The following is an 18,694-nucleotide window of genomic DNA, read 5'->3' as shown; positions in this document are numbered from 1 at the left end:
GCCATGACGGGGGCGGGGACGACTGAGTCCTGGGGGTGATAGCGCGGCTCATCGTTAAAAGGTGAGCCATCCTTCTATCGAACTCTTAGGACAACCGGGCTTATTGCCTGGCTCTGCTCGGACATGACGTCTTGGCTTGACTGTCCGGCGTCCGGACCATGACGGACGAGCGCTTGCGAGGCCCGCAATGTCCTCGACCGTCAACATCGCCATTGTGACCCTGCAGCCGCAGCGCCTGTTGCCGACGGCCAGGCCGGCTGCCAGCATCCACAGCGCCGTCGGCATCACGGCTTCGCCGCTCACGCAGGCGGAGCCCGCGGCCCCAGCATCCAAGTTCAGCCTCGACAACCTCAACATCACGGCGACGAAGGTTCGACTGATGGAACGCGCGGGCAATGAGTTCCGCATCGATCAGGCCGAATACGATTCAGTGTCGTCCTACGGTACGGCGATCAAGAACGCCGTCGAAACGTTGAAACGGCAATCGCCGTCGGCGATCGCTGACATCGAGAGACAGCTTGGCCTGGACCAGCTTGGCGTTTCTCTCGATACGCTCGTCGGCGCGATAGTCGATCCGCGAGGCAGCGACAGCGAAAAGCTGGATGCCGCGTTGAGGCAGCATGCGGACGGCCCGAGCGAAGGCGACGCCGCTTCGATCCAGCCGGACGAGCTCGGGCTCTACGACGGCTGAGCGAGCTAGCCCATCAGCAACCTCAATACGCCCGCCGAAGCCACCCCGATCACCACTGTCGGCAGCATCGACAACCTTGACGCGGCAAGCACGGTTATGGCCAGCGCGACGAGATCGGCCGGGTTCTTCGAAACGAAGTCCGGCGCGATCACCGAGATCAGCACGCAGCCGGGTGCCGCCTCCATCACCGCCGTGGAGCGCGGGCTCAGCGTGCGGTTCCTCAGCACCACATAGCCGCCGATGCGGGTCAGATATGTCACGCCGGCCATCGCCAGGATGGCGAGCGCGGTCATCGGATCGATCATTTGTCACCTGCCAGAAACCATGCGGCAACCAAGCCGGACAGCGCGCCGGCCGCCACATACCAGGCGCCGGGCACGACGAGATAGGTGAGCGCCGCCGCCGCCAGGCTGACGAGCCAGGGCCGGGCTGCTGCCAAACCCCTCCACATGCCGCGAAGCAGCACCAGAAAGACGGCCGGGAAGGCCATCGCAAAACCGTATGTCTCGACGTCGCCGAGCACCGGGCCGAGCGCTGCGCCGCAGGTCGTGAACGCCACCCAGGCGAAATAAAAGGGCAGGCCGGCGCCTAGATAAAAAGGCAGGCTGAAGGCCGGCCGCATGCCGGCGGCGGCACGGCGCTGCGCGTCGGCGAGGCCTACCGCCCAGCTCTCGTCGCACATCAGGAACAGCGCAGGAAACACCTTTCGCTTCGGCAGGTGCTTGATGAACGGCGCGAGTGCGGCGCCCATCAGGAAATGCCGGCTGTTGACCAGCAGCGTGATGGCGGTGATCAACAGGAGATGCGGCGGCGAGGTCCAGAGCTGGATCGCGGCGAATTCGGAACCGCCGGCGAAGTTGAGGCCGGTCATCAGCGGCACCTCGACCGTGCTCAAGCCTTTCTGCGCCGCCTGTGCGCCGAGCACCAGCGCGTAGGGGATGATGCCGAGCAGCACCGGGGTCGAGGCGGCAAGCCCGCGCCGGAGCTCGGCGCCGCGGCCGTTGCTGGTCTGCTCCCCGGCGAGGGCAATCTCGGAAACGCTCATGGCTTTTGCCTTCGGCTGGCCTTGCGGCCGCCGTTCTCCCGGTCGGTTATGGGTTGTCGATGGCCGGACAATAGCCGAAACGCCTGGCAATCGGGTTGCGAAGATGCGTCATTTTTGCCAGAATTTGGCATTAGCTAGCGTAGCTAGAAAAAAGATTGGAATCCTGAGCTATGAAGCTGGACGAGATTGACAGACGTATCCTGCGCACCTTGCAGCGCGACGGGCGCATGGCCAACAACGATCTGGCCAAGGAGGTCGGCTTATCGCCCTCGCCATGCCTCCGCCGCGTCAAGCTGCTGGAGGAGGCCGGCGTCATCGACCGCTATGTCGCGGTGCTCAACCCGGCCAAGATAGGCCGCGGCCAGACCTTCTTCACCCGGATCTGGCTGAAGCAGCAGGATGAGGACACGATCGAGCATTTCGCCGCCGAGGTGGCGAAATTCCCGGAAGTGATGGAGTGCTACCTGATGCTGGGCGATTGCGACGCGATGGTCCGGATCGTCGCCGGCGGCATCGATGATTACCGCCGCTTCCAGTCAGAGCATCTGAGCCGCATCAAGGGCGTGCAGAACGTCAAGACGGACGTGCCCAGCCAGACGATCAAGCAGACATCGGAGATGCCGCTGTAAGGCTCTTGCCTTCGCCCCGAGGGGAGAAGGGGAAGTCCTCAATGATGAGCGTGGTGCTCGGCGTTGCGCTTGCGCGTGGCTGCCTTCTTCGCGGAAGCGGAGCGCGCGGCCGCGGATCGCTCGCCCGACGCCTTCCCACCAGCCTTCCCGCCCTTATGCGCCGCCGGATGGCCGGTGTGCTTGCCGCGGCCGGAGCCGCCTGCCTTCTTGCCCCCGGCGTCGTCCTTGTTGACCGTCGCCCAGGCCCGACGCTCGGCTTCCTTCTCGGACACGCCGCGCTTCTCATAGCCTTCGGCGATATGATCGGCCTTGCGTTCCTGTTTGTCGGTGTATTTCGATTTATCTCCGCGTGGCATTGTCCTGCTCCTTGTTGCGCTGAGTGAATTGAGAGTCTCAGGCACCCTTCTTCTTGGCGACGTCGCCGAGATCGGACCGTTCCGGATCCTTGTTGTTCTCGCCGGCCGCGTCGCGATCCTCGTCGGGATCGTCCTTAGCCGGCAGGTAGCCGCGCGGCCTGTTGGCCTTCGGGCCTTCCCAGCGCGGCCATTGATCGGAGGTTCCGGGACGTCCGGTTCTGGGGGAATTGCTCATGCTAACCTCGCTTTCGAGAAGGCCGTTTGCCCTCCGACTTTGGAGAGCCGTCAGCCTTCCGCTTTCATGGTCCGTGCGATCTTCAAGAGTTTGTCGCGGTCGTGCCCGTGCTCCCGGATCAGTTCGCGCGCCTGCTTCGGCGACAGATCGGTGTTCTCCGCCAGGAAGCGCACGTCGGGATCGTCGCCGCCCTTGGTCGGCAGGCTGCCCGTTTGTGGCGCATGGGCCCCGCCCGGACGATGGGGGATGTTGTCTTTTGCCTGGGTCATCGCAGGCCTCCTTGGATTTCCTTGGCGTCAGCCGGCCGTCTCCGACTGCCGGCGGCGCGCTTCCTTCTTGCGCCGCAGCACCTCGTCGGTGCCGACGATGTCCTTCGCGCCGCCGGTGATCGCGGTCGAGACCACGGCTGGCGGGTCGCTCGCCGGAAAACTGTCCTCGAGACCCGACTGCAATTGTTCTTCCAGCGTGTTGGGATCCTCCGAGCGCCCCTCGGTGCGCCGTTCGTCGATCTGCTCCAAATCATGCTTGGCGTCCGGATGCTCGCGCACGTTGCGCAGCGTCGACACGACGAGCTCGATCGCGAACTCCTTCATGGCGTCGGCCTGCGGAGCGGCAACGTCGGTCTCCTCGACCAGGCGAACAAGCGATTGTTCGAGCTTGTCCAACTCGCGCATGCCCTGGCAATGCCCAAGTTTCTGCGCCAGAGCTTGGATCAGCAAAGGACCGAAGGTCGAGTAGGCTTGCATGCGGGTCTCGTCAACCTGTTCGGGATGAAGCGTTTGCAGCGACATTGATGCCTCCGTTCAAACATCCTGCGGCGGCGGCCCTGGGCAACCGACTGAAGAGGAACTGGAGGGCGGGGCAGAAGTTCCATCGCGGGGTCGAGCCCTCGATGGAAATGAAAATGGCGTCCGTGAAGGACACGGACGCCATTTGAATCAGCGCTGACCGCCCTTGCGGCCAGCTTCCGAGGCACGCTGCCGGTCTTCGGCGAAGTTGCCGCTGCCGCCCCGATGCTGGCCCGCGCCCTGCTGACCCATATTCCGGTCCTCGGCCTGCTGCTGTCCGCTGCCGCGATGCTGGTCGTCACGGTTCTTGTGGCTCTGCTGGCCGGCTTTGACGTGCTGTTCGTGGGTTCCGCCTTGGTTGGGCATATCGAATTCTCCGTTGGTTCGGATTTTTCTTTGGGGTGAATTCAAGGACACGTTCGGCATCCCTGAGTAAGGGGAACAGGTGCCGGCAACCAATGTTCCGCTCGAAACATTTCGTGACCCGGATCGGACTGAAGTCCCATGCGGCCGGCGCATTGGGCTGGCTTATGCAACCAATCCGCTTTCTGCGACTTGGGGAGCGGCCGTCGAGAAAGCCCCCTCCATCGCCGGCCGTTCTGGTGCTCGCCGGTCGCCCCGCGCAATTCCGGCGGGCACCACTATCCATGAACAAAAAAGGCCGCATGACCGGCTTCGGAGCGAGACGACGTTTTGACCCACATCTCTGCAAAGCCCGCCCGGCAGGACGCTGACAGCCTGCCTGCCAACGACAACCAGCGTGCGACCCGTGCCGATCTTTCGTTCCTCGATATCATCAATGACGAGGATGAGGTCGCCAACATTGCCAGGCGCGCGGAGCGTCTCGGCCACGCCACGCTCGTTGCAATGGCAATCGGCCTGGCAGCGGTTCCGTTGCTCTATTTGATCCTGGCCTGAGCCAGGCCGGCAGGACGCCAGGCCAGAAGGAGGCTTGGCCGGCCGGCACAATTTCCGAGAAAAGTGCGCTTCTATCTTCCGGAAAAGAACGCGTCCAGCGTGGCCGCCGTTTCGATCGGCGACTCCTCCGGAAAGAAGTGACCGCCAGGCATCGCTCCGCCGCTGACATCGTCGGCCCAGCGCCGCCATATGCCCAGTGGTCCGTCTTCATCCCGATACCACTCGGCAAGCGCCCCGTGCTCGCTCCACAGCGCCAGCAACGGACAGGCGATGCGACGACCCGTTGCCTGGTCCTCTCGATCATGCCGGCGGTCGAGCGCGGCCGCCGCGCGATACTCTTCACAGATGGCGTGGATATGCGCCGGATCGCGCAGCGCATCGACATAAGCCTGCCGCACCCCGGGCGGGAATGCATCAGGCGCCGATCCCCAGCCGGAAAGCGCGTTGTCGACGACCGCTTCCGCGCCGGCCGCCAGCATTCTCTCCGGCAGCGGCTCCGGCTGTGCCAGCAACGACCAGGGCCAATAGCCGAGCGCCAGCCTCGCATCAGCCCGGTCCCACACCTCGGCGGTGGGGATGATGTCGAGCACGGCGAGCTTCTCGACGCGGTCCGGGTGGTCGAGTGCCAGCCGGTAGGCAACGCGCCCGCCTCGATCATGACCCGCGACCATGAAGCGCCGAAAGCCGAATGTCTCCATCAGCACGACCATGTCGGCGGCCATGGCGCGCTTGGCATAGGGTGCATGGTCGGCGGCCGAGGGCGGGCAGGAGCTTTGCCCATAGCCGCGCAAATCGGCGCAGACGACTGTGAAATCCCGTGCCAGGCCGGGAGCCACCTCGCGCCACATCACATGGGATTCGGGAAAGCCATGCAGCAGGAGCAGGCCGGGTCCATTGCCGGCGCAGCGAAGGTCCTCGCTTCGCCGGTGTCGACCTCACGGCTGTCGAAATCCGGAAACATTGCTTGCCTCCCCGCTGGCGCCGACAGCGTCGACCGCCTCACGTCCAGGCGGAATCCAGTGTCAGCGACGCTTCGAAAATCTGGTCGCGTTTTTCGTCCAGAACTTTGACGGTGATGGTCAGATGCTTGCCGCCCGGCATCTCGTCCCGGGCGACGTCGTGCAGGATGCGCAGTGCCTCCATGCCGGCGCGCTCACGGCTGGCAAAGAGCTGCCCCTCGGTGTCTTCCTGCTGTGCTCGCTGTTGTAAAGGTCGAAATAGAAGCGCTGCATCGGCAAGTCTGCCCCGGAAACTTCGAGGTCAATCCACGAGCTTGGCCATGGTTCCAAAGGGCTGATCCTGAGAGAAAATCAGCGCCGCGCCGGCTCTTGGCGAACGCGGCCTGCAACCAGCCTCTGTCTGCGGCGTTAGCTGATGCCACGGAGGACGCCGGATGCTGGAGTCGCTTTATCTCAATCTCGGCCAGCACGACGCCCTCTCGGAGGAAGAGAAGGCGCTGCTCACCGCCACCCTGTCGATAGAGAAATATGTCGGCGTCGGCGAGGACATCGTCTCGGAAGGAACCAGGCCGACCTACAGCACGCTCATCGTCGACGGGTTTGCCGCCCGCTACAGGGTGTTGGAGGATGGCGGCCGCCAGTTCACCTCGCTGCAGATCGCGGGCGATTTCGTCGACCTCCATGCGTTTTTGCTGAAGACGATGGACCATGGCATCGTGGCGCTATCTCCCTGCCATGTGGCCGCAGCGGAGCATAGCAAGCTCAAGACGATTACCGAGCAGGCGCCGCACCTCACCCGGCTGTTGTGGCTCGACACGCTCGTCGACGGCGCCATCCATCGCGAATGGATCGTGGCCATGGGACGCCGCTCCAAGCACTCCCACCTCGCGCATCTGATATGCGAGCTGTTCGTCAGGCTGCAGGTGGTGAAGAAGACGCGCGACATGAGTTTTTACCTGCCGCTGTCGCAGGCTCAACTGGCCGATGTGCTCGGCCTGTCCGTCGTCCACATGAACCGGGTGATCGGCACGTTGCGACGCATGAACGTCATCAGCTGGACGAACCATATGATCACGATCCTCGACTGGGAGCGGCTGGTCACGATCGCCGAGTTCGATCCGACCTATCTCAGCATGGCGCGCGAGCCGAGATAAGCCTCTAGCGGGGCGGCGCCTTATAGCGCGACCAGAGCGTGTCGAGCATGGTCAGCGCAGCGCTTGGCTTGGCAGGCTTCAGCAGGCCCTGTTGCACAGCGACCTTCTTAAAGGCGGCAAAGGCGACGGCCGGCCGGCAGGTGCCCGCGATCGCGTCATCCACCAGCCGGGCCGCTTCCAGGTAGGCCGGTGCTTCTTTGTTCTTCCAATGTCCAGCAAGCGCCTTCTTAGCCTCGGCGACGGTGGTGACCACCATCGTGCCGCCGCTGACGAAGCGGATGGTGAGCGGCAGGAAACGGCTCATCGGCTCGTCACCATTGCGCGCCAGGCAAGGCCGACGAAGGGCGCGGCGGTCATCACGGCAGCAACGAGGAGAAAAAGCGGACTGGATTTCATGGTGCACCACAAGATTGGGGGTGGCCGTAAACGATGACTTGGTCAGTCGGTTGCATTCGCCCGGCGGTTCGGAGCTAGATGCTGCTCGCGGGCCGGATCGGCGGGGCCGGCCGATGCGGTGGCCTGGGACGCGGCCTGAGCGGCACATCCGCGAGCGAGGCGCGAATCACCCTGACGGGGATCGGTGGTGCGACGGCACGCCGGCGCAGCAATGCGGCCGAGAGACCGCCGATGAGAGTTCGAACGTCCATGGGTCTCCTCCTGAAGAGTCCCCCAATGGCGAGCGGGTTAGCACTCCCGCCCGTGCCGCGCATTTAACTTTGATGCATGCCCGAGCGTCTCGGCAACGTGGGACGACCCGAGCCAACCTTTTCAGTCGGCATGCGTTGTCCTTCGAACAGAAGGAGACAGCCATGCCGATCAGCAGCCGAACGAAATCCGACGCAGCCCAGAAATCGGGGGCCACCAAGAAGGCAGACACCGCCGAAACGACGCGCAGGCAGCGCGGCGTGCAGCGCAAGGTCGATGCCACGGACCGCAGCAAGCCGAAATCCAAATCGCCGGGCGCCATGCAGGCCGGAGCGCGCCCGTACCCGGTACCGCCTTTTCCCAAGCAGCACCACCCGAAACCCGGCGAGGAATGGGCTATCGAGCCCGCGCCGCTTTACGACGCGCCGTTCTGGCAGGGGTCGGGCAAGCTCAAGGACAAGGTTGCGCTGATCACTGGCGGCGATTCCGGCATTGGCCGTGCGGTCGCCGTGCTGTTCGCGCGCGAGGGTGCCGATATCGCGATCGTCTATCTCAGCGAAGATCGTGACGCCAAGGCGACGAAGCAGGCGGTCGAGGCGGAGGGGAGGCGCTGCATCACCTTGCGCGGCGACGTGGCCAAACGCGCCTTCTGCCGCAAGGCAGTGGCTGAGACAGTCAAGGCCTTCGGCAGACTCGACGTGCTGGTCAACAACGCCGCCTTCCAGATCCACTCCGCCGATTTCGCCGATCTGACGGAGGAGCATTTCGACACCACACTGAAGACCAATCTATACGGCTATTTCCACATGGCGCAGGAGGCCGTGCCCCACATGAAGCCGGGCTCGGCGATCATCAACACCGGTTCGGTCACCGGCATCGAGGGTTCGAAGGAACTGGTCGACTACTCGATGACCAAGGGCGGCATTCACGCCTTCACCCGCGCGCTTTCCGGCAACCTCATCGCGAAGGGCATCCGTGTCAACGCGGTGGCACCCGGTCCGGTCTGGACGCCGCTCAACCCATCGGAGAAGGAAGCGGAAGACGTCTCGCAGTTCGGTGCCAAGACGCCGATGAAGCGGCCGGCCCAGCCGGAGGAGATCGCGCCGGCCTATGTGTTCCTGGCCTCGCCGCAATGCTCGAGCTACATCACCGGCGAGATCCTGCCGATCATCGGGGGTTACTGACCCCGAGCACTGACATGAGGAGGATCCCATGAAAGATCCCATGAACAAAGCGCTTCTCATCGCGGCCTTCGCTCTGATTCCGGCGTTGCCGGCGACGGCGCAGACTGCCGCGCAATCGAAGGATCAGCCGACGCAGAACTGCCAGGCCAAGCCCGACGCGAACGACCAGCAGCAAAAGCAGAAGCAAGAGGCCGATACGGACGAGCTGTGGAAACAGCTCGGCAATTGCGGCGGCGTGCTGAAGCCGCCGCCGACCGGCGACCAGAATGCCAAGACTCCGCCGCCCACCGGCAGCGATATGCCCGTGATCAAGCCGGGTCAGGTTCAGCCGCAGACCGGCCAATGACGCAGACCGGCCGTAATCTTCAACGATGGAAAGTCAGCGTTTGCGCTTTTCGGCATCGGCGGTCTTCAAGGCCGGCGAGGCGTTCGCCTCGCGCATCATGCGCAATGCCTCGTCGCGGGTGAGACCGCATCTGCGGGCGTAATAAGCGGCCTCATGGATTTCGGCCCGAGAGGCTGCCGCACCGCCGGAAGAGGACCGTCTGTCTTTCTTCTTGGCCATCGGTTTGTCGTGCCATGAATCACTTAGTCAGCTAATTATATGCTCGTTGTTCCTCATTGCAAATTCGCCGCTGCTTTTGGCGATCCCGCTGGGCTGGCCTGCGCCATTGGGGGAACCATTGCACTGGCACAGAATTGTGACTTGCGGGCCGCGTCAGCCGGACCTGGTGGCAGAGAGAACAGGGCTGGTTTCTCCGGCTTCCCGCCCTGGCCAACGAAAAGGCAGTCGAGCTCTTGTCCCACCCGGCCCGCTCCGTACCCGAGCGTGGGCAGCACATGGCAGAGCAGACTAAATCCACCGAAACCACCGTGCATGTGGCGCCCGAAGATGGGAAGGCGACGATGCCGCGCTGGATAGATGAAGGTTGGATACTGCTGAAGGAAAGCGTCTCCGGCTATATTGCCGACAATGCGCTGAGCCACGGCGCGGCGATGGCCTTCTACGCCACCACCTCGCTGGCGCCGATCCTGCTGATCGTGGTCGCGATCGCCGGGTTCGTCATCGGCAACGATGCTGCGCAACTGGCGCTCTCGGCACAGATATCGGGCGTCATGGGACCGCAGAGCGCTGACCTTCTCAAGGCAACGGTCGAGACCGCCTCGCAGCGCGGGTCGGGCACTTTGGCCACCTTGATCGGGCTGGTCACGCTTTTGATCACCGCCTCCGGCGTTTTCGGCGAGATGCAGCAGTCGTTGAACGAGATCTGGAAGGTCAAGCCCACCAGCGTGTCGTTTTCGCGCCTGGTGCGGGCGAGGGCGGTGAGCCTCGGCCTAGTGGGGGCGCTCGGCTTCCTGCTGCTGGTGTCGCTTGCAGCCAGCACGGCAATCGCCGCGCTTGGCGAAGTCATCAACCGCAGCCTGCCGTTTGGAACGCTGATCGTCAGCGGCATCAACACGGTCGTCTCCTTCGCACTGATCGCGCTGCTCTTCGCCGCCATCTACAAGGTCCTGCCGGACCGGGAGCTCAAATGGCGCGACGTCGGCGTCGGCGCGCTGGTCACGGCGCTGCTCTTCACCATCGGCAAATCGCTGATCGGCTGGTACATCGGCACCAGCGCCATAGCGACGTCCTACGGAGCGGCGGGCGCGCTGATGGTGGTGCTGGTCTGGGTCTACTACTCGGCACAAATTTTCCTGTTCGGCGCCGAGATAACCCGCGCCTACTCGGTGCGGCGCGGCAGCCGGCGCGACCTCGCGCCGGTCATCGCGGATGCAAAAGAGCGGGCTGGCTCGGGTCAAACCAGGCAAGCAGCCAAACCGCTGGAAACGACGCGGGCCAATGCCGGCCGGATTGGCACCGCGACGCCTCGAGCAAGGGCGTTCGGCGACGGGATCGGCATGTGGATTGTCATCAGTAGCCTGATCACGCTGCTCGTCACCTGGATCTTGCGCCCAAGAGGCTGAAGCATCCATCGAGGTCAATTCCCGCAAGAAAATCAGCAGGCTCCAAAGTCGACAGAGGCCCGTCGGTCCCGTCACTAACCTTTGGAACGAAAGCCAGTGCTGCGAATTGGTATTTCGTCTCAAGAGCAACAGGAGGTTACTATGGGACGAGGTATATTGCTGTGGCTGCTGGGTGTCCCAATCCCGATCATCATCCTGCTTATGCTGTTTGCGCGGTAGGAGATGTGTGATGAATTCCGCCCTATCTGACGTTGAGCTTTCCGGCGCTGCCGAATCTTCATCGACCGCCGTGAGTTGGGGCCCTATCATCGCCGGAGCCTTCGCCGCGGCGACGCTCACAGTGGTCCTGATGCTCATCGGCTCGGGGCTGGGGCTGACCATGGTTTCGCCATGGACCGGCGCCAGCACCTCGATCACCACCTTTGCAGTCTCGGCCGCCGTCTGGCTGATCGTCGTACAATGGCTTTCGGCCGGGCTCGGCGGTTACTTGACCGGCCGGCTACGGACGAAGTGGGTCGGCATTCACGACAACGAGGTCTACTTCCGCGATACGGCGCACGGCTTCCTGGCCTGGGCGCTGGCGACGCTGCTGGTTGCCGGCGTGTTCGGCTCCGCCTTGTCCGCAACCATCGGCGCGGGGGTGCAGGCTGCGTCCAACGTCGCGGCGGGCGCGGCCGCGGGCGCGTCGTCGGCGGCCGCGAATAGCGCCGGCTCAACCGACAACAACACCCTGGGCTATTTCGTCGATCAACTGTTCCGCCCGGCCGACACCGGCACCGTGGCCCCGGGTGGCCAGAATGACGCCGGCACGACGGCGCAGACAACACGCATCCTGGTGGCGAGCGCCGCCAAGGGCGAGGTGTCGGCCGACGACAAAACCTATCTTGCGAAGCTGGTAGCCTCCCGCACCGGGCTTTCGCAGGCCGATGCCGCCAAGCGCGTCGACACCGTGCTTGCCGGCATCGAAGACGCCAAGAACAAGGCGAAGGCGGCCGCCGACACGGCCAGAAAGGCAAGTGCTACCTTCGCGCTCGTCGGCGCCTTGTCGATGATCGTTGGGGCTTTCATTGCCAGCGTTGCCGGCGCGCTCGGCGGCAGGCAGCGCGACGAAGACGAAGCGCTTTTCGTTCGCGGCTGACACAGCCCGGGCTGCCTTCGGCATCCATCATTAATTGCGCCCGCTGGCTTCGCCGGCGGGCGTTTATTGTTGACGACTACGTCGACCAGCGTACGCCCGCTGCCTTCGACAAACGCCGCTGCGACGGCCTCACGGCGCCTTGTGGCGCTCCCGCCGCTCTTCCTGCCGTTTCTCGACTTCGTAGGAAAGCCAGCGGCAGAACATGCCGATGATCGAGGTGGCGGCCCCCCCGAGCAGACAGGCCGTCAGCAAAGGACTTTTCAATGCGCTGTCCCAACTGACGATCCCCAGCAGGATCACGCTCACGGCGGAGATCAGATAGCCTGTACCCTTGAGCAGGTGAAGCGACGATTTGGTCATGGTCCGCCCTTCGAGATCGACATTCAATTCTGGCCGAGGTTCCGTTCGCGCAGTTCCCCCTCCAGGGGACTGGTGGGCTGCGGCTCAGGCGTCCTTCGTCGCGGCACTCATAAGAACCATTGAGCGATCAGGCCGACCGACGACATGCCCATGGCCAATGTCGATAGCCAGCCCAGCGCGCGCAGCCAGCCTTGGACCGGGAATTCTCCCATGATGTCCGTACGGGCAGCCATCAGCATCATCACGACCATGACCGGCACGGCGCACATGCCGTTTATCACGGCGCTCCAGTAAAGCGCCTTGATCGGGTCGATCGGGGTAAACATGATCCCGGTGCCAAGAGCAGTTGCCGCGGCGAGCGTGGCGTAAAAGGCCACTGCTGCCTTCGGCTTGCGCTGAAGGCCGACCGGCCAGCGCAGCGCTTCGCCGACGGCGAAAGCCGCTGAACCCGCCAGCACCGGCACCGCCAGAAGGCCCGTGCCTATGATGCCCGCCGAGAAGACGATGAAGGCGAACTTTCCGGCCGCCGGCTCCAGCGCCTTTGCCGCGTCGGTGGACGAAGCAATATCCGTCACCCCTGCCTTGTGGAGCGTGGCGGCCGTGGTGAAGATGATCGCGGCGCCGATCAGGTTCGAAAAAGCCATTCCAACCAGTGTGTCGGCGCGTATCCGGCTGAACGCTCTGGATGCCTGCCACGGCGCCCGCCGCAGCGGCCTGGTTGTCGGCTTGAGTTCCTCCTCTTCGACCTCCTGCGAAGCTTGCCAGAAAAACAGGTAGGGCGAGATCGTTGTGCCGAGTATGGCGAGCAGAGTGGTGAAGAAGGTGCCGCTCCGTTCGATGTGCGGGATGAACAGGCCCTTGGCAGCATCGATCCAGCTGATATTGGCCGCGAACATCGCGACGACATAGGCGAACAAGCTCAGTGTCGTCCATTTGAGGACCTTCACGTAGCGTGTGTAATCGAGGAAGACGATTGCCCAGACACAAACGATTGCGAAAGCGACCACGTAGAGCGAGCTGGGCCCGCCCACCAGCAGTTTCAATGCATCCGCCATGGCGCTGAGGTCGGCGCCGATGTTGATGACGTTGGCGGCAAAGAGCAGCCCCACCACGACATATAGCAGCGAAGCCGGATAGTACCGGCTGAGGTTGCCTGAAATTCCCTTGCCCGTGGTGCGCCCGATGCGGGCGGCGATCTCCTGGATCGCCGCCATCAACGGGAAGGTGAACAGCATCACCCAGCCGATGTTGAAACCAAGCTGGGCGCCAGCCTGGCTATAGGTCCCAATGCCGGAGGGATCGTCGTCGGAGGCGCCGGTGATGAAGCCTGGCCCGATCGTGCGGAGAAACCGCTGGAAAGGACCCCTCGCCAACGTGCTGCTTTGTTCTGTGTCGATTTGGGAACCGATTTCGGTCATGGAAAGGCCACCGGCGCGGGGTCGGCGGTCAGTGCGACGTGCGCCATGGATTTGGGACGGCTGTTCCGCATTGCATAAGCACCAGCCAACGAAGGCATAGAGTAACCGGCGGATGGACGATCGGTTCCAGTGAGCGTCACCTCACACGGCGGGCCGAGGTTCTCATCCACATCCATTGGCGGCCGTCTTCCAGCCGACGATGCGAAAACCGCGCGGGGCAGACATCCACAGTCCGCTCAACGCGAGAATTTTCGTTTGAAGGATTTTATCCCGTCCGCCAGCGAGGCCCTGGCCTCGGCGGCATTCTGCCAGCCCTTAAGCTTGATCTTCTTGCCGGTGCCCAACGCCGACGAAAGGAAGAACTGCTCTATCTCCCGGCGAAGATCCTGCGTCGGACGCCATCGCCTCTACAGCATGGCTGCAAGGGCGGTCTCGCCATCTGGCGATGCGTTCGCTCTTCGAATTGGCTGTCGCGCGGGTGTCCCAGCCCCGCCGGAAATTCGGCAGTTTCGCTCCCGCAACGGAACATAAGCACCGGCGGCGGGTTCGGTGCGTGGCGGCATCCCTGTCGCCATCGGGGTCCCTCACTCCCGATAGAAGCCCGTCCGCTCCCCCTCCGGACGGGCTTCTCTATGGGGGCAGAATTTTCTTTAGCCGGAAGAGACCGGCATGGCAGACAACAACGCCTGATCAGCAGCTGCAAGGGCAGGAGAAAAACAGAAGAGCCTTGATCAGTGCCGGCCCTTAAGGAATCTGGCCTCGCGTACCAATGAAGTCCAATCGGTGCCGATGAGCCTGATCAGTTCGCGAGCTTCGTTCTCCGAGATGTCCGTATCCTTGGCTAGGCGACGAGCAAGCAATTCAATATCGTCCCGCGCCGCTTTGCCGTCTCCGGTTTGGGCTTCTTTGCCGTCGTTTTGGCCAGCCATATGCCACCTCCTCGATACGAACTGCCGAGGCGGCTGCTTGTTTCATACATCCCGGCAATTAACTTTGACGGCGTCTCGCCAGCGGAGGCCGTGCGGTTTGACGCTAACGTGGCTCGGCGAGCCCCCGTCGAGGATGAGCGTGCTGTGGGGTTGGGGGTGTTAGACACAGTGCGCTAACATTTGATAACTCGCCGCTTTTCTCTCGCGAAATGCTGACGAACACGGGCGAACGGCCGGTGTCGCCGGATCGCCCGGCCGCCGCGCCTTTCTGGAAGCGACGGAATGTGGCGCGCCGGGAGCGTCGCGAAGGCAAGCCGAATCTGGATACTCCGGCATGCCGGCCCCATCGAACTTTGCGCCGGCCGAGGAGTTGCATGCCGGCTTCATGGCCAAAGGAATATCGCGCGGCGGTGGATTTTGTTTGCGCGGACTATCGTCTCGAACACGACGAAGCCGGGCTGGAGACGATCGAGAAAGCGGCCGACCGGGTTCTCGAGGAAACCGGCATCCGCTTCCTGGACGATCCGCAGACAATTGACATTCTCAAGCAGGCCGGTGGCGTGGCGACCGCGAATGTCGTGCGCCTGGACGGGGCCGAGCTGCGTCGCATCATACGCGGGTATGCGCCCGCAAAGTTCCTGCTGCGCGGCAGGAATCCCGCACGGGATACGCCGGTCGGCGGTGGCGCGCCGCCGACCTTCGCGCCGATCTACGGCGCGCCCAATGTCGTGCTCGACAACGGGGCGAGGGTGGCCGGCAGCCGGCAGATCTACGGCGAGCTTGTTGCCGCCGCGCATGCCGCGCCGGGGCTCACCAACACCGGGCAGATGATCTGCGTCATGGAGGACGTCCCTGAAGATCGGCGGCCGCTGGAGATGCTGCTTGCGCATCTCAGCCGCTCCGACAAGCCGTTCATGGGCAGCATCGCTTCGCCGGCGGCCGCCGAGACGGTGATCGACCTGACCGCCGCTGCGGTCGGGCGGCCGGCGTCTGCCGGCGAGTGCAACCTTCTCCACCTGATCAACGCCACGCCGCCGCTCACCTATTGGCCGAATCCGTTGAAGTGCCTGCGGGCAATCGCGCTGAAGGGCGAGGCGAGCATGGTCTCGTCCTACATGATGATGGGCGCGACGTCGCCCGTCACGGTGGCCGGCGCGCTTATCCAGGGCTATGCTGAGGTACTTGCCGGGCTTGCGCTGGCGCAGCTCTGGCGTCCGGGTGCCCCGGTGGTGATGGGTATCCTCGCCTATCCTTTCGACATGCGAAGGATGCTGCCCAATTTTGGTGATTCGGCCTCACAGCTCGTCCAGTTCTACGCGGCCGAACTAGGCAGGCGGCTCGGCGTGCCGGTGCGGGGCGACGGCGCGATCACCTCGGCCAAAATCGACGACGCGCAATCCGGTGCCGAAGGGGGCAGGGTGCTCTCGGCCGCGGTGGCCTCCGGAGCGAGTTTCATCCTCCACGCCTCCGGTTGGCTGGAGCAAGGCCGCACGGTGTCGTTCGCAAAATTCCGCCGCGATGCCGCCGCTCTTGGGGAACTCGGCCATGGCAGGCCGACCGAGCCGCCCGTGCCGCTCGACCGGGCGATCGAGATGGAAATCGGCGTGTGCCCTCCGCGGCCTTGACCTGCCATACGAAAAGGGCGTTGTCGCGAGACAGCGCCCTTCCTGGCTAGGCAATCGGCTGCTACCAGCCTTGGCGGCTGTACCATTCATCGATGTCGCGGCGCACGCGATCCTTCTCAAGGCCGTAGCGTTCCTGGATCTTGCCTTCGAGCTGGTCGCGTTTTCCCGCGATGCGGTCGAGGTCATCGTCGGTGAGCTTGCCCCACTGCTCCTTGACCTTGCCCTTCACCTGCTTCCAATTGCCTTCGACGCGGTTCCAATCCATTGCCGGGACCTCCTGTTGCACACGCAGGCTAACGGCGGCGCGGTCGCGAGGTTCCTGTCGCAAGGCTTTCTGGTATCCGCCATTCGGCTTGAGGGCGTCCGCGTCATAGGGAAACGCGCCAAACGTCCCATCTCAACATTCGCAGGATGCGGCGGGAACATTCGCCCGGCGTCGATGTTCTTGAATGCAGGCGGCGCGCAGCCCCGCTCCCCCCGCGAAAGGCGCGCCACCGACCGGGTTCAGACCCGAGCAGCCCGCTTCGGCCGTCCCTCGCCGGGGCGGGCTTCATTTTTGATGATTGGAAGGACCATGCTTCACCGGGCAGCCAAGATCGCCGAGCAGGCCCATGGTGGCCAGAAAGACAAAACCGGACGACCCTATATCGAACATCTGAGGCGCGTCGCAGATGCGGTCGAGACGCTGGATGAAAAGACCGTCGCCTATTTGCATGACGTCGTAGAGAAAGGCGAGGGCTGGACCCTTGAGCGGCTTGAGCAGGCTGGCTTCAGTTCATCCGTTGTTGCGGCCGTCGATGCGCTGACGAAACGGATGGATGAAAGCGAGCAGGGGTTCATCTGCCGCGCCGCCTCGAACGCGCTCGCCAGGTCGGTCAAGGAAGCTGATCTGAAAGATAATCTGTGGCAGGCACATCAGGCAGGGCTTTCTCCAGCCAGATATGAAACCGGCCTTGTGGTGCTCCACGGATTGAACGCCAGCGCTTAGGCGCGCTGGCGAGAGGCCGAATCCGCCTTCCATCCGGTCCGGACATGGCCCGAGTATTATTTCGGCCTCTCTTGCAAAAGTGAGAATTAAGCGCTACATACCGCCAATCGATCTTGTTGAACGAACGTTGTTTTCGCGCTTCAGCGCCCAACGATATTCCCTCTCAATTTCGAAGAACCCGGCGTTTGGTCAGGTGGCCAAGCGGCGATAATTTACGTCGATTTGAAAGGAAATCGCAATGAGCTCTGGAACCGTAAAGTTTTTCAATTCCACCAAAGGCTTCGGCTTTATCGAAGTCGGCAATGGCCAGCCGGATGTGTTCGTTCATATCTCGGCCGTTGAGCGCGCCGGACTGCGCTCGCTGGTCGAAGGCCAGAAGGTCAGCTTCGACATCGTGAAGGATGCCCGCAACGGCAAAAGTTCTGCCGAAAACCTGCAAGCCGCCTGATCACAGCGCCTCCGGGTCCATGACCACGGATGTACTGGCATCGGCCTCGGAGGTGCGTTGGAGAAGGTCGGGCTTTGCCCGGCCTTTTTTGATTAAGGAGAAGAAATGAAGTCCCTATCGGATACCAGTCTGTTCAAGCCGGTTCCGTCTCGAACGGAAGCCAAAACCGACACGACGTCTCGTGTCGCGCGGCAGATCGTGGATCTGGAAGCAACTGCCAGGGAGGCCAAGACGAAGCGATTGCGCGCCGCCAGGCTGGCACAGGAAGCGGACGCTCCCGCGCCCCCGCCGAAGAAATCCGTTTCGAAGCGTAACAAGAAGGCGTGAGCACGAGTCCGGCGCCTGCCTGGACGGTTCAGCGCTAATCCCGCCTCAACTGCAGCAGATCGCTGGTGATATCGCCGCCGCACGTGCGGCCATCCAACATCTTCTCGAGATCGTTGCGGTTGTCTTGGCCGAAGTCGCTGGGCAGATCAATCGCCGTCCGGGCATCGTCGTCGAACTCGATCGGCGCACCGTAGAGCTGGGCGACCTGCATCACCAGATCTTCGATGTCTTCACGGGCGATGTTCTCGGTCAGATTGCTCAGCCTGATCTCTTCCGAAAGCCGAATGATGTTGACGATACCCTTGATCCGCAAGGCCCACTGGACCCTGTGGTGAGCGTCGTCGCGCAACCGGATGGAAAATCGGTGGAACATGGAATGCCTCCTTTCCCTGGAGGTTATCCCTCAATCGCCATCATGCGCCGGACCATCCCGGATGGCAAGCAAAAAAGCTAAAGGAATAGACAAATCAATTGGTTAGCATAGACCAACAAATGTGGTTTCGGTGCATCATTGGTTTCGTTAGTCTGTCCCGCCTTTTACAGCGCAAGCGTCCTTGACGCCCTATGGGGCGAATCCTACTTCTACTTACAATGAGGCACTTACTCATTCGTAGCATTTTTGTCTGTGAAGGAGGCAGGCATGGCTGATCTCGAACGGCCGCAAAGGTTGCAGATCATGCTGACCGACGAGGAACTGGCGGCGCTGGAGAACTGGCGTTTCGAAAAGCGCATGCCGAGCCGATCGGCCGCGGTGCGCGAACTGTTGCGCCGTGGGCTTTCGTCGGATGGGTTTCTGACCGCCGACGCAGGCGCGAAGTCGCAGGATTTTGGCGTGATATTAACAGAGAGGGCGGGTAATGGCCCCAGCGACTCCAACCGGTAAGCAGAT

Annotated in this window: 28 protein-coding genes and 2 pseudogenes; 14 read left to right on the top strand and 16 right to left on the bottom strand. The window is 63.1% G+C overall.

Annotated elements, in window-relative coordinates:
* Positions 1-187: 187 nt before the first annotated feature.
* A complete protein-coding gene (locus LB528_RS06730) occupies positions 188-691 on the top strand; it encodes a hypothetical protein (protein ID WP_224714279.1) in 504 nt (167 codons plus the stop codon).
* A gap of 5 nt (positions 692-696) precedes the next feature.
* On the opposite strand, the gene LB528_RS06725 is transcribed toward LB528_RS06730, so the two are convergent.
* Together LB528_RS06725 and LB528_RS06720 are read right to left on the bottom strand one after the other, a co-directional pair.
* Positions 697-996 (bottom strand): AzlD family protein, encoded by a 300-nt coding sequence (locus LB528_RS06725; protein WP_224714278.1) that lies wholly within the window; start codon positions 994-996, stop codon positions 697-699.
* The gene (locus LB528_RS06720; protein ID WP_224714277.1) at positions 993-1,736 is read right to left on the bottom strand and encodes an AzlC family ABC transporter permease; all 744 of its coding nucleotides are present in this window, start codon (positions 1,734-1,736) and stop codon (positions 993-995) included. The genes LB528_RS06725 and LB528_RS06720 overlap by 4 nt, the downstream gene beginning before the upstream one ends.
* Before the next feature lie 170 nt (positions 1,737-1,906).
* Between LB528_RS06720 and LB528_RS06715 the strand changes: the two genes are divergently transcribed.
* A complete protein-coding gene (locus tag LB528_RS06715) occupies positions 1,907-2,365 on the top strand; it encodes an Lrp/AsnC family transcriptional regulator (RefSeq protein WP_224516091.1) in 459 nt (152 codons plus the stop codon).
* A 38-nt stretch (positions 2,366-2,403) separates the two neighbouring features.
* Here the strand turns inward: LB528_RS06715 and LB528_RS06710 are convergent, their stop codons facing one another.
* The 5 genes and pseudogenes from LB528_RS06710 to LB528_RS06690 form a co-directional block, all read right to left on the bottom strand.
* Positions 2,404-2,721 (bottom strand): plasmid stabilization protein, encoded by a 318-nt coding sequence (locus LB528_RS06710; RefSeq protein ID WP_224714276.1) that lies wholly within the window; start codon positions 2,719-2,721, stop codon positions 2,404-2,406.
* 37 nt (positions 2,722-2,758) lie between these two features.
* On the bottom strand, positions 2,759-2,956 hold the full coding sequence (locus LB528_RS06705; RefSeq protein WP_224516092.1) for a hypothetical protein: 198 nt from the start codon (positions 2,954-2,956) through the stop codon (positions 2,759-2,761).
* A 50-nt stretch (positions 2,957-3,006) separates the two neighbouring features.
* Positions 3,007-3,225 (bottom strand): hypothetical protein, encoded by a 219-nt coding sequence (locus LB528_RS06700; protein ID WP_224516167.1) that lies wholly within the window; start codon positions 3,223-3,225, stop codon positions 3,007-3,009.
* Between the two features lie 27 nt (positions 3,226-3,252).
* Complete coding sequence (locus LB528_RS06695; RefSeq protein WP_224714275.1) at positions 3,253-3,747, bottom strand: hypothetical protein; 495 nt, start codon at positions 3,745-3,747, stop codon at positions 3,253-3,255.
* Between the two features lie 153 nt (positions 3,748-3,900).
* Positions 3,901-3,996, bottom strand: a pseudogene (locus LB528_RS06690) (KGG domain-containing protein); the annotation flags it as partial.
* On the opposite strand from LB528_RS06690, the gene LB528_RS06685 reads away from it, so the two are divergent.
* Together LB528_RS06685 and LB528_RS06680 are read left to right on the top strand one after the other, a co-directional pair.
* A complete protein-coding gene (locus LB528_RS06685; RefSeq protein WP_224714284.1) occupies positions 3,970-4,149 on the top strand; it encodes a hypothetical protein in 180 nt (59 codons plus the stop codon). The pseudogene LB528_RS06690 and the gene LB528_RS06685 overlap by 27 nt on opposite strands.
* A gap of 288 nt (positions 4,150-4,437) precedes the next feature.
* A complete protein-coding gene (locus tag LB528_RS06680) occupies positions 4,438-4,662 on the top strand; it encodes a hypothetical protein (RefSeq protein ID WP_224714274.1) in 225 nt (74 codons plus the stop codon).
* A gap of 71 nt (positions 4,663-4,733) precedes the next feature.
* Here LB528_RS06680 and LB528_RS06675 read toward each other — a convergent pair.
* Positions 4,734-5,623: pseudogene (locus LB528_RS06675) on the bottom strand (alpha/beta fold hydrolase).
* Between the two features lie 38 nt (positions 5,624-5,661).
* Positions 5,662-5,805 carry a DUF6894 family protein gene (locus LB528_RS06670; protein WP_224714273.1) on the bottom strand — a complete coding sequence of 48 codons (144 nt, stop codon included), beginning with the start codon at positions 5,803-5,805 and terminating at the stop codon, positions 5,662-5,664.
* Positions 5,806-6,055: 250 nt separating this feature from the next.
* Here LB528_RS06670 and LB528_RS06665 point away from each other — a divergent pair, with 250 nt between their 5' ends.
* Complete coding sequence (locus LB528_RS06665) at positions 6,056-6,775, top strand: Crp/Fnr family transcriptional regulator (RefSeq protein ID WP_224516096.1); 720 nt, start codon at positions 6,056-6,058, stop codon at positions 6,773-6,775.
* Between the two features lie 4 nt (positions 6,776-6,779).
* Here the strand turns inward: LB528_RS06665 and LB528_RS06660 are convergent, their stop codons facing one another.
* Entirely contained in the window at positions 6,780-7,079 is a 300-nt protein-coding gene (locus tag LB528_RS06660; protein WP_224516097.1) for a DUF982 domain-containing protein, read from the bottom strand.
* A 505-nt stretch (positions 7,080-7,584) separates the two neighbouring features.
* Here LB528_RS06660 and LB528_RS06655 point away from each other — a divergent pair.
* Together LB528_RS06655 and LB528_RS06650 are read left to right on the top strand one after the other, a co-directional pair.
* Positions 7,585-8,604, top strand: a complete 1,020-nt coding sequence (locus LB528_RS06655) for an SDR family oxidoreductase (RefSeq protein WP_224714272.1) — start codon at positions 7,585-7,587, stop codon at positions 8,602-8,604.
* A 28-nt stretch (positions 8,605-8,632) separates the two neighbouring features.
* Entirely contained in the window at positions 8,633-8,950 is a 318-nt protein-coding gene (locus LB528_RS06650; RefSeq protein WP_224714271.1) for a hypothetical protein, read from the top strand.
* Positions 8,951-8,983: 33 nt separating this feature from the next.
* Here the strand turns inward: LB528_RS06650 and LB528_RS06645 are convergent, their stop codons facing one another.
* Entirely contained in the window at positions 8,984-9,169 is a 186-nt protein-coding gene (locus LB528_RS06645) for a hypothetical protein (protein WP_224714270.1), read from the bottom strand.
* A gap of 275 nt (positions 9,170-9,444) precedes the next feature.
* Between LB528_RS06645 and LB528_RS06640 the strand changes: the two genes are divergently transcribed.
* Together LB528_RS06640 and LB528_RS06635 are read left to right on the top strand one after the other, a co-directional pair.
* Complete coding sequence (locus LB528_RS06640; RefSeq protein ID WP_411962113.1) at positions 9,445-10,572, top strand: YihY/virulence factor BrkB family protein; 1,128 nt, start codon at positions 9,445-9,447, stop codon at positions 10,570-10,572.
* Positions 10,573-10,801: 229 nt separating this feature from the next.
* The gene (locus tag LB528_RS06635; protein ID WP_224714269.1) at positions 10,802-11,710 is read left to right on the top strand and encodes a hypothetical protein; all 909 of its coding nucleotides are present in this window, start codon (positions 10,802-10,804) and stop codon (positions 11,708-11,710) included.
* Between the two features lie 129 nt (positions 11,711-11,839).
* Here the strand turns inward: LB528_RS06635 and LB528_RS06630 are convergent, their stop codons facing one another.
* From LB528_RS06630 to LB528_RS06620, 3 genes are all read right to left on the bottom strand, one after another.
* Positions 11,840-12,070 carry a hypothetical protein gene (locus LB528_RS06630; protein WP_224714268.1) on the bottom strand — a complete coding sequence of 77 codons (231 nt, stop codon included), beginning with the start codon at positions 12,068-12,070 and terminating at the stop codon, positions 11,840-11,842.
* A gap of 107 nt (positions 12,071-12,177) precedes the next feature.
* The gene (locus LB528_RS06625) at positions 12,178-13,488 is read right to left on the bottom strand and encodes an NRAMP family divalent metal transporter (protein ID WP_224714267.1); all 1,311 of its coding nucleotides are present in this window, start codon (positions 13,486-13,488) and stop codon (positions 12,178-12,180) included.
* 731 nt (positions 13,489-14,219) lie between these two features.
* Positions 14,220-14,417, bottom strand: a complete 198-nt coding sequence (locus LB528_RS06620) for a hypothetical protein (RefSeq protein WP_224516104.1) — start codon at positions 14,415-14,417, stop codon at positions 14,220-14,222.
* Between the two features lie 374 nt (positions 14,418-14,791).
* Between LB528_RS06620 and LB528_RS06615 the strand changes: the two genes are divergently transcribed.
* The gene (locus tag LB528_RS06615; RefSeq protein ID WP_224714266.1) at positions 14,792-16,042 is read left to right on the top strand and encodes a trimethylamine methyltransferase family protein; all 1,251 of its coding nucleotides are present in this window, start codon (positions 14,792-14,794) and stop codon (positions 16,040-16,042) included.
* A 61-nt stretch (positions 16,043-16,103) separates the two neighbouring features.
* Here the strand turns inward: LB528_RS06615 and LB528_RS06610 are convergent, their stop codons facing one another.
* A complete protein-coding gene (locus LB528_RS06610; RefSeq protein WP_224714265.1) occupies positions 16,104-16,307 on the bottom strand; it encodes a CsbD family protein in 204 nt (67 codons plus the stop codon).
* A 15-nt stretch (positions 16,308-16,322) separates the two neighbouring features.
* On the opposite strand from LB528_RS06610, the gene LB528_RS30520 reads away from it, so the two are divergent.
* The 3 genes from LB528_RS30520 (at position 16,323) to LB528_RS06595 (ending at position 17,805) form a co-directional block, all read left to right on the top strand.
* Positions 16,323-17,030, top strand: a complete 708-nt coding sequence (locus tag LB528_RS30520; protein WP_411962112.1) for an HD domain-containing protein — start codon at positions 16,323-16,325, stop codon at positions 17,028-17,030.
* A gap of 238 nt (positions 17,031-17,268) precedes the next feature.
* Positions 17,269-17,478 carry a cold-shock protein gene (locus LB528_RS06600; protein ID WP_140752028.1) on the top strand — a complete coding sequence of 70 codons (210 nt, stop codon included), beginning with the start codon at positions 17,269-17,271 and terminating at the stop codon, positions 17,476-17,478.
* Between the two features lie 105 nt (positions 17,479-17,583).
* A complete protein-coding gene (locus tag LB528_RS06595; RefSeq protein ID WP_224516108.1) occupies positions 17,584-17,805 on the top strand; it encodes a hypothetical protein in 222 nt (73 codons plus the stop codon).
* Between the two features lie 34 nt (positions 17,806-17,839).
* Here LB528_RS06595 and LB528_RS06590 read toward each other — a convergent pair whose 3' ends face one another.
* Positions 17,840-18,178: a hypothetical protein gene (locus tag LB528_RS06590; protein WP_224516109.1), complete on the bottom strand. Its 339-nt coding sequence runs from the start codon at positions 18,176-18,178 to the stop codon at positions 17,840-17,842.
* A 267-nt stretch (positions 18,179-18,445) separates the two neighbouring features.
* Between LB528_RS06590 and LB528_RS06585 the strand changes: the two genes are divergently transcribed.
* Complete coding sequence (locus tag LB528_RS06585) at positions 18,446-18,688, top strand: hypothetical protein (RefSeq protein ID WP_224714264.1); 243 nt, start codon at positions 18,446-18,448, stop codon at positions 18,686-18,688.
* Positions 18,689-18,694: the final 6 nt, after the last annotated feature.

It is taken from the genome of Mesorhizobium sp. CA4 (assembly GCF_020165075.1).
Classification (GTDB): domain Bacteria; phylum Pseudomonadota; class Alphaproteobacteria; order Rhizobiales; family Rhizobiaceae; genus Mesorhizobium.
Note: the sequence above shows the minus strand (reverse complement) of the source record. Positions and strands in the feature narration are given on the sequence as shown.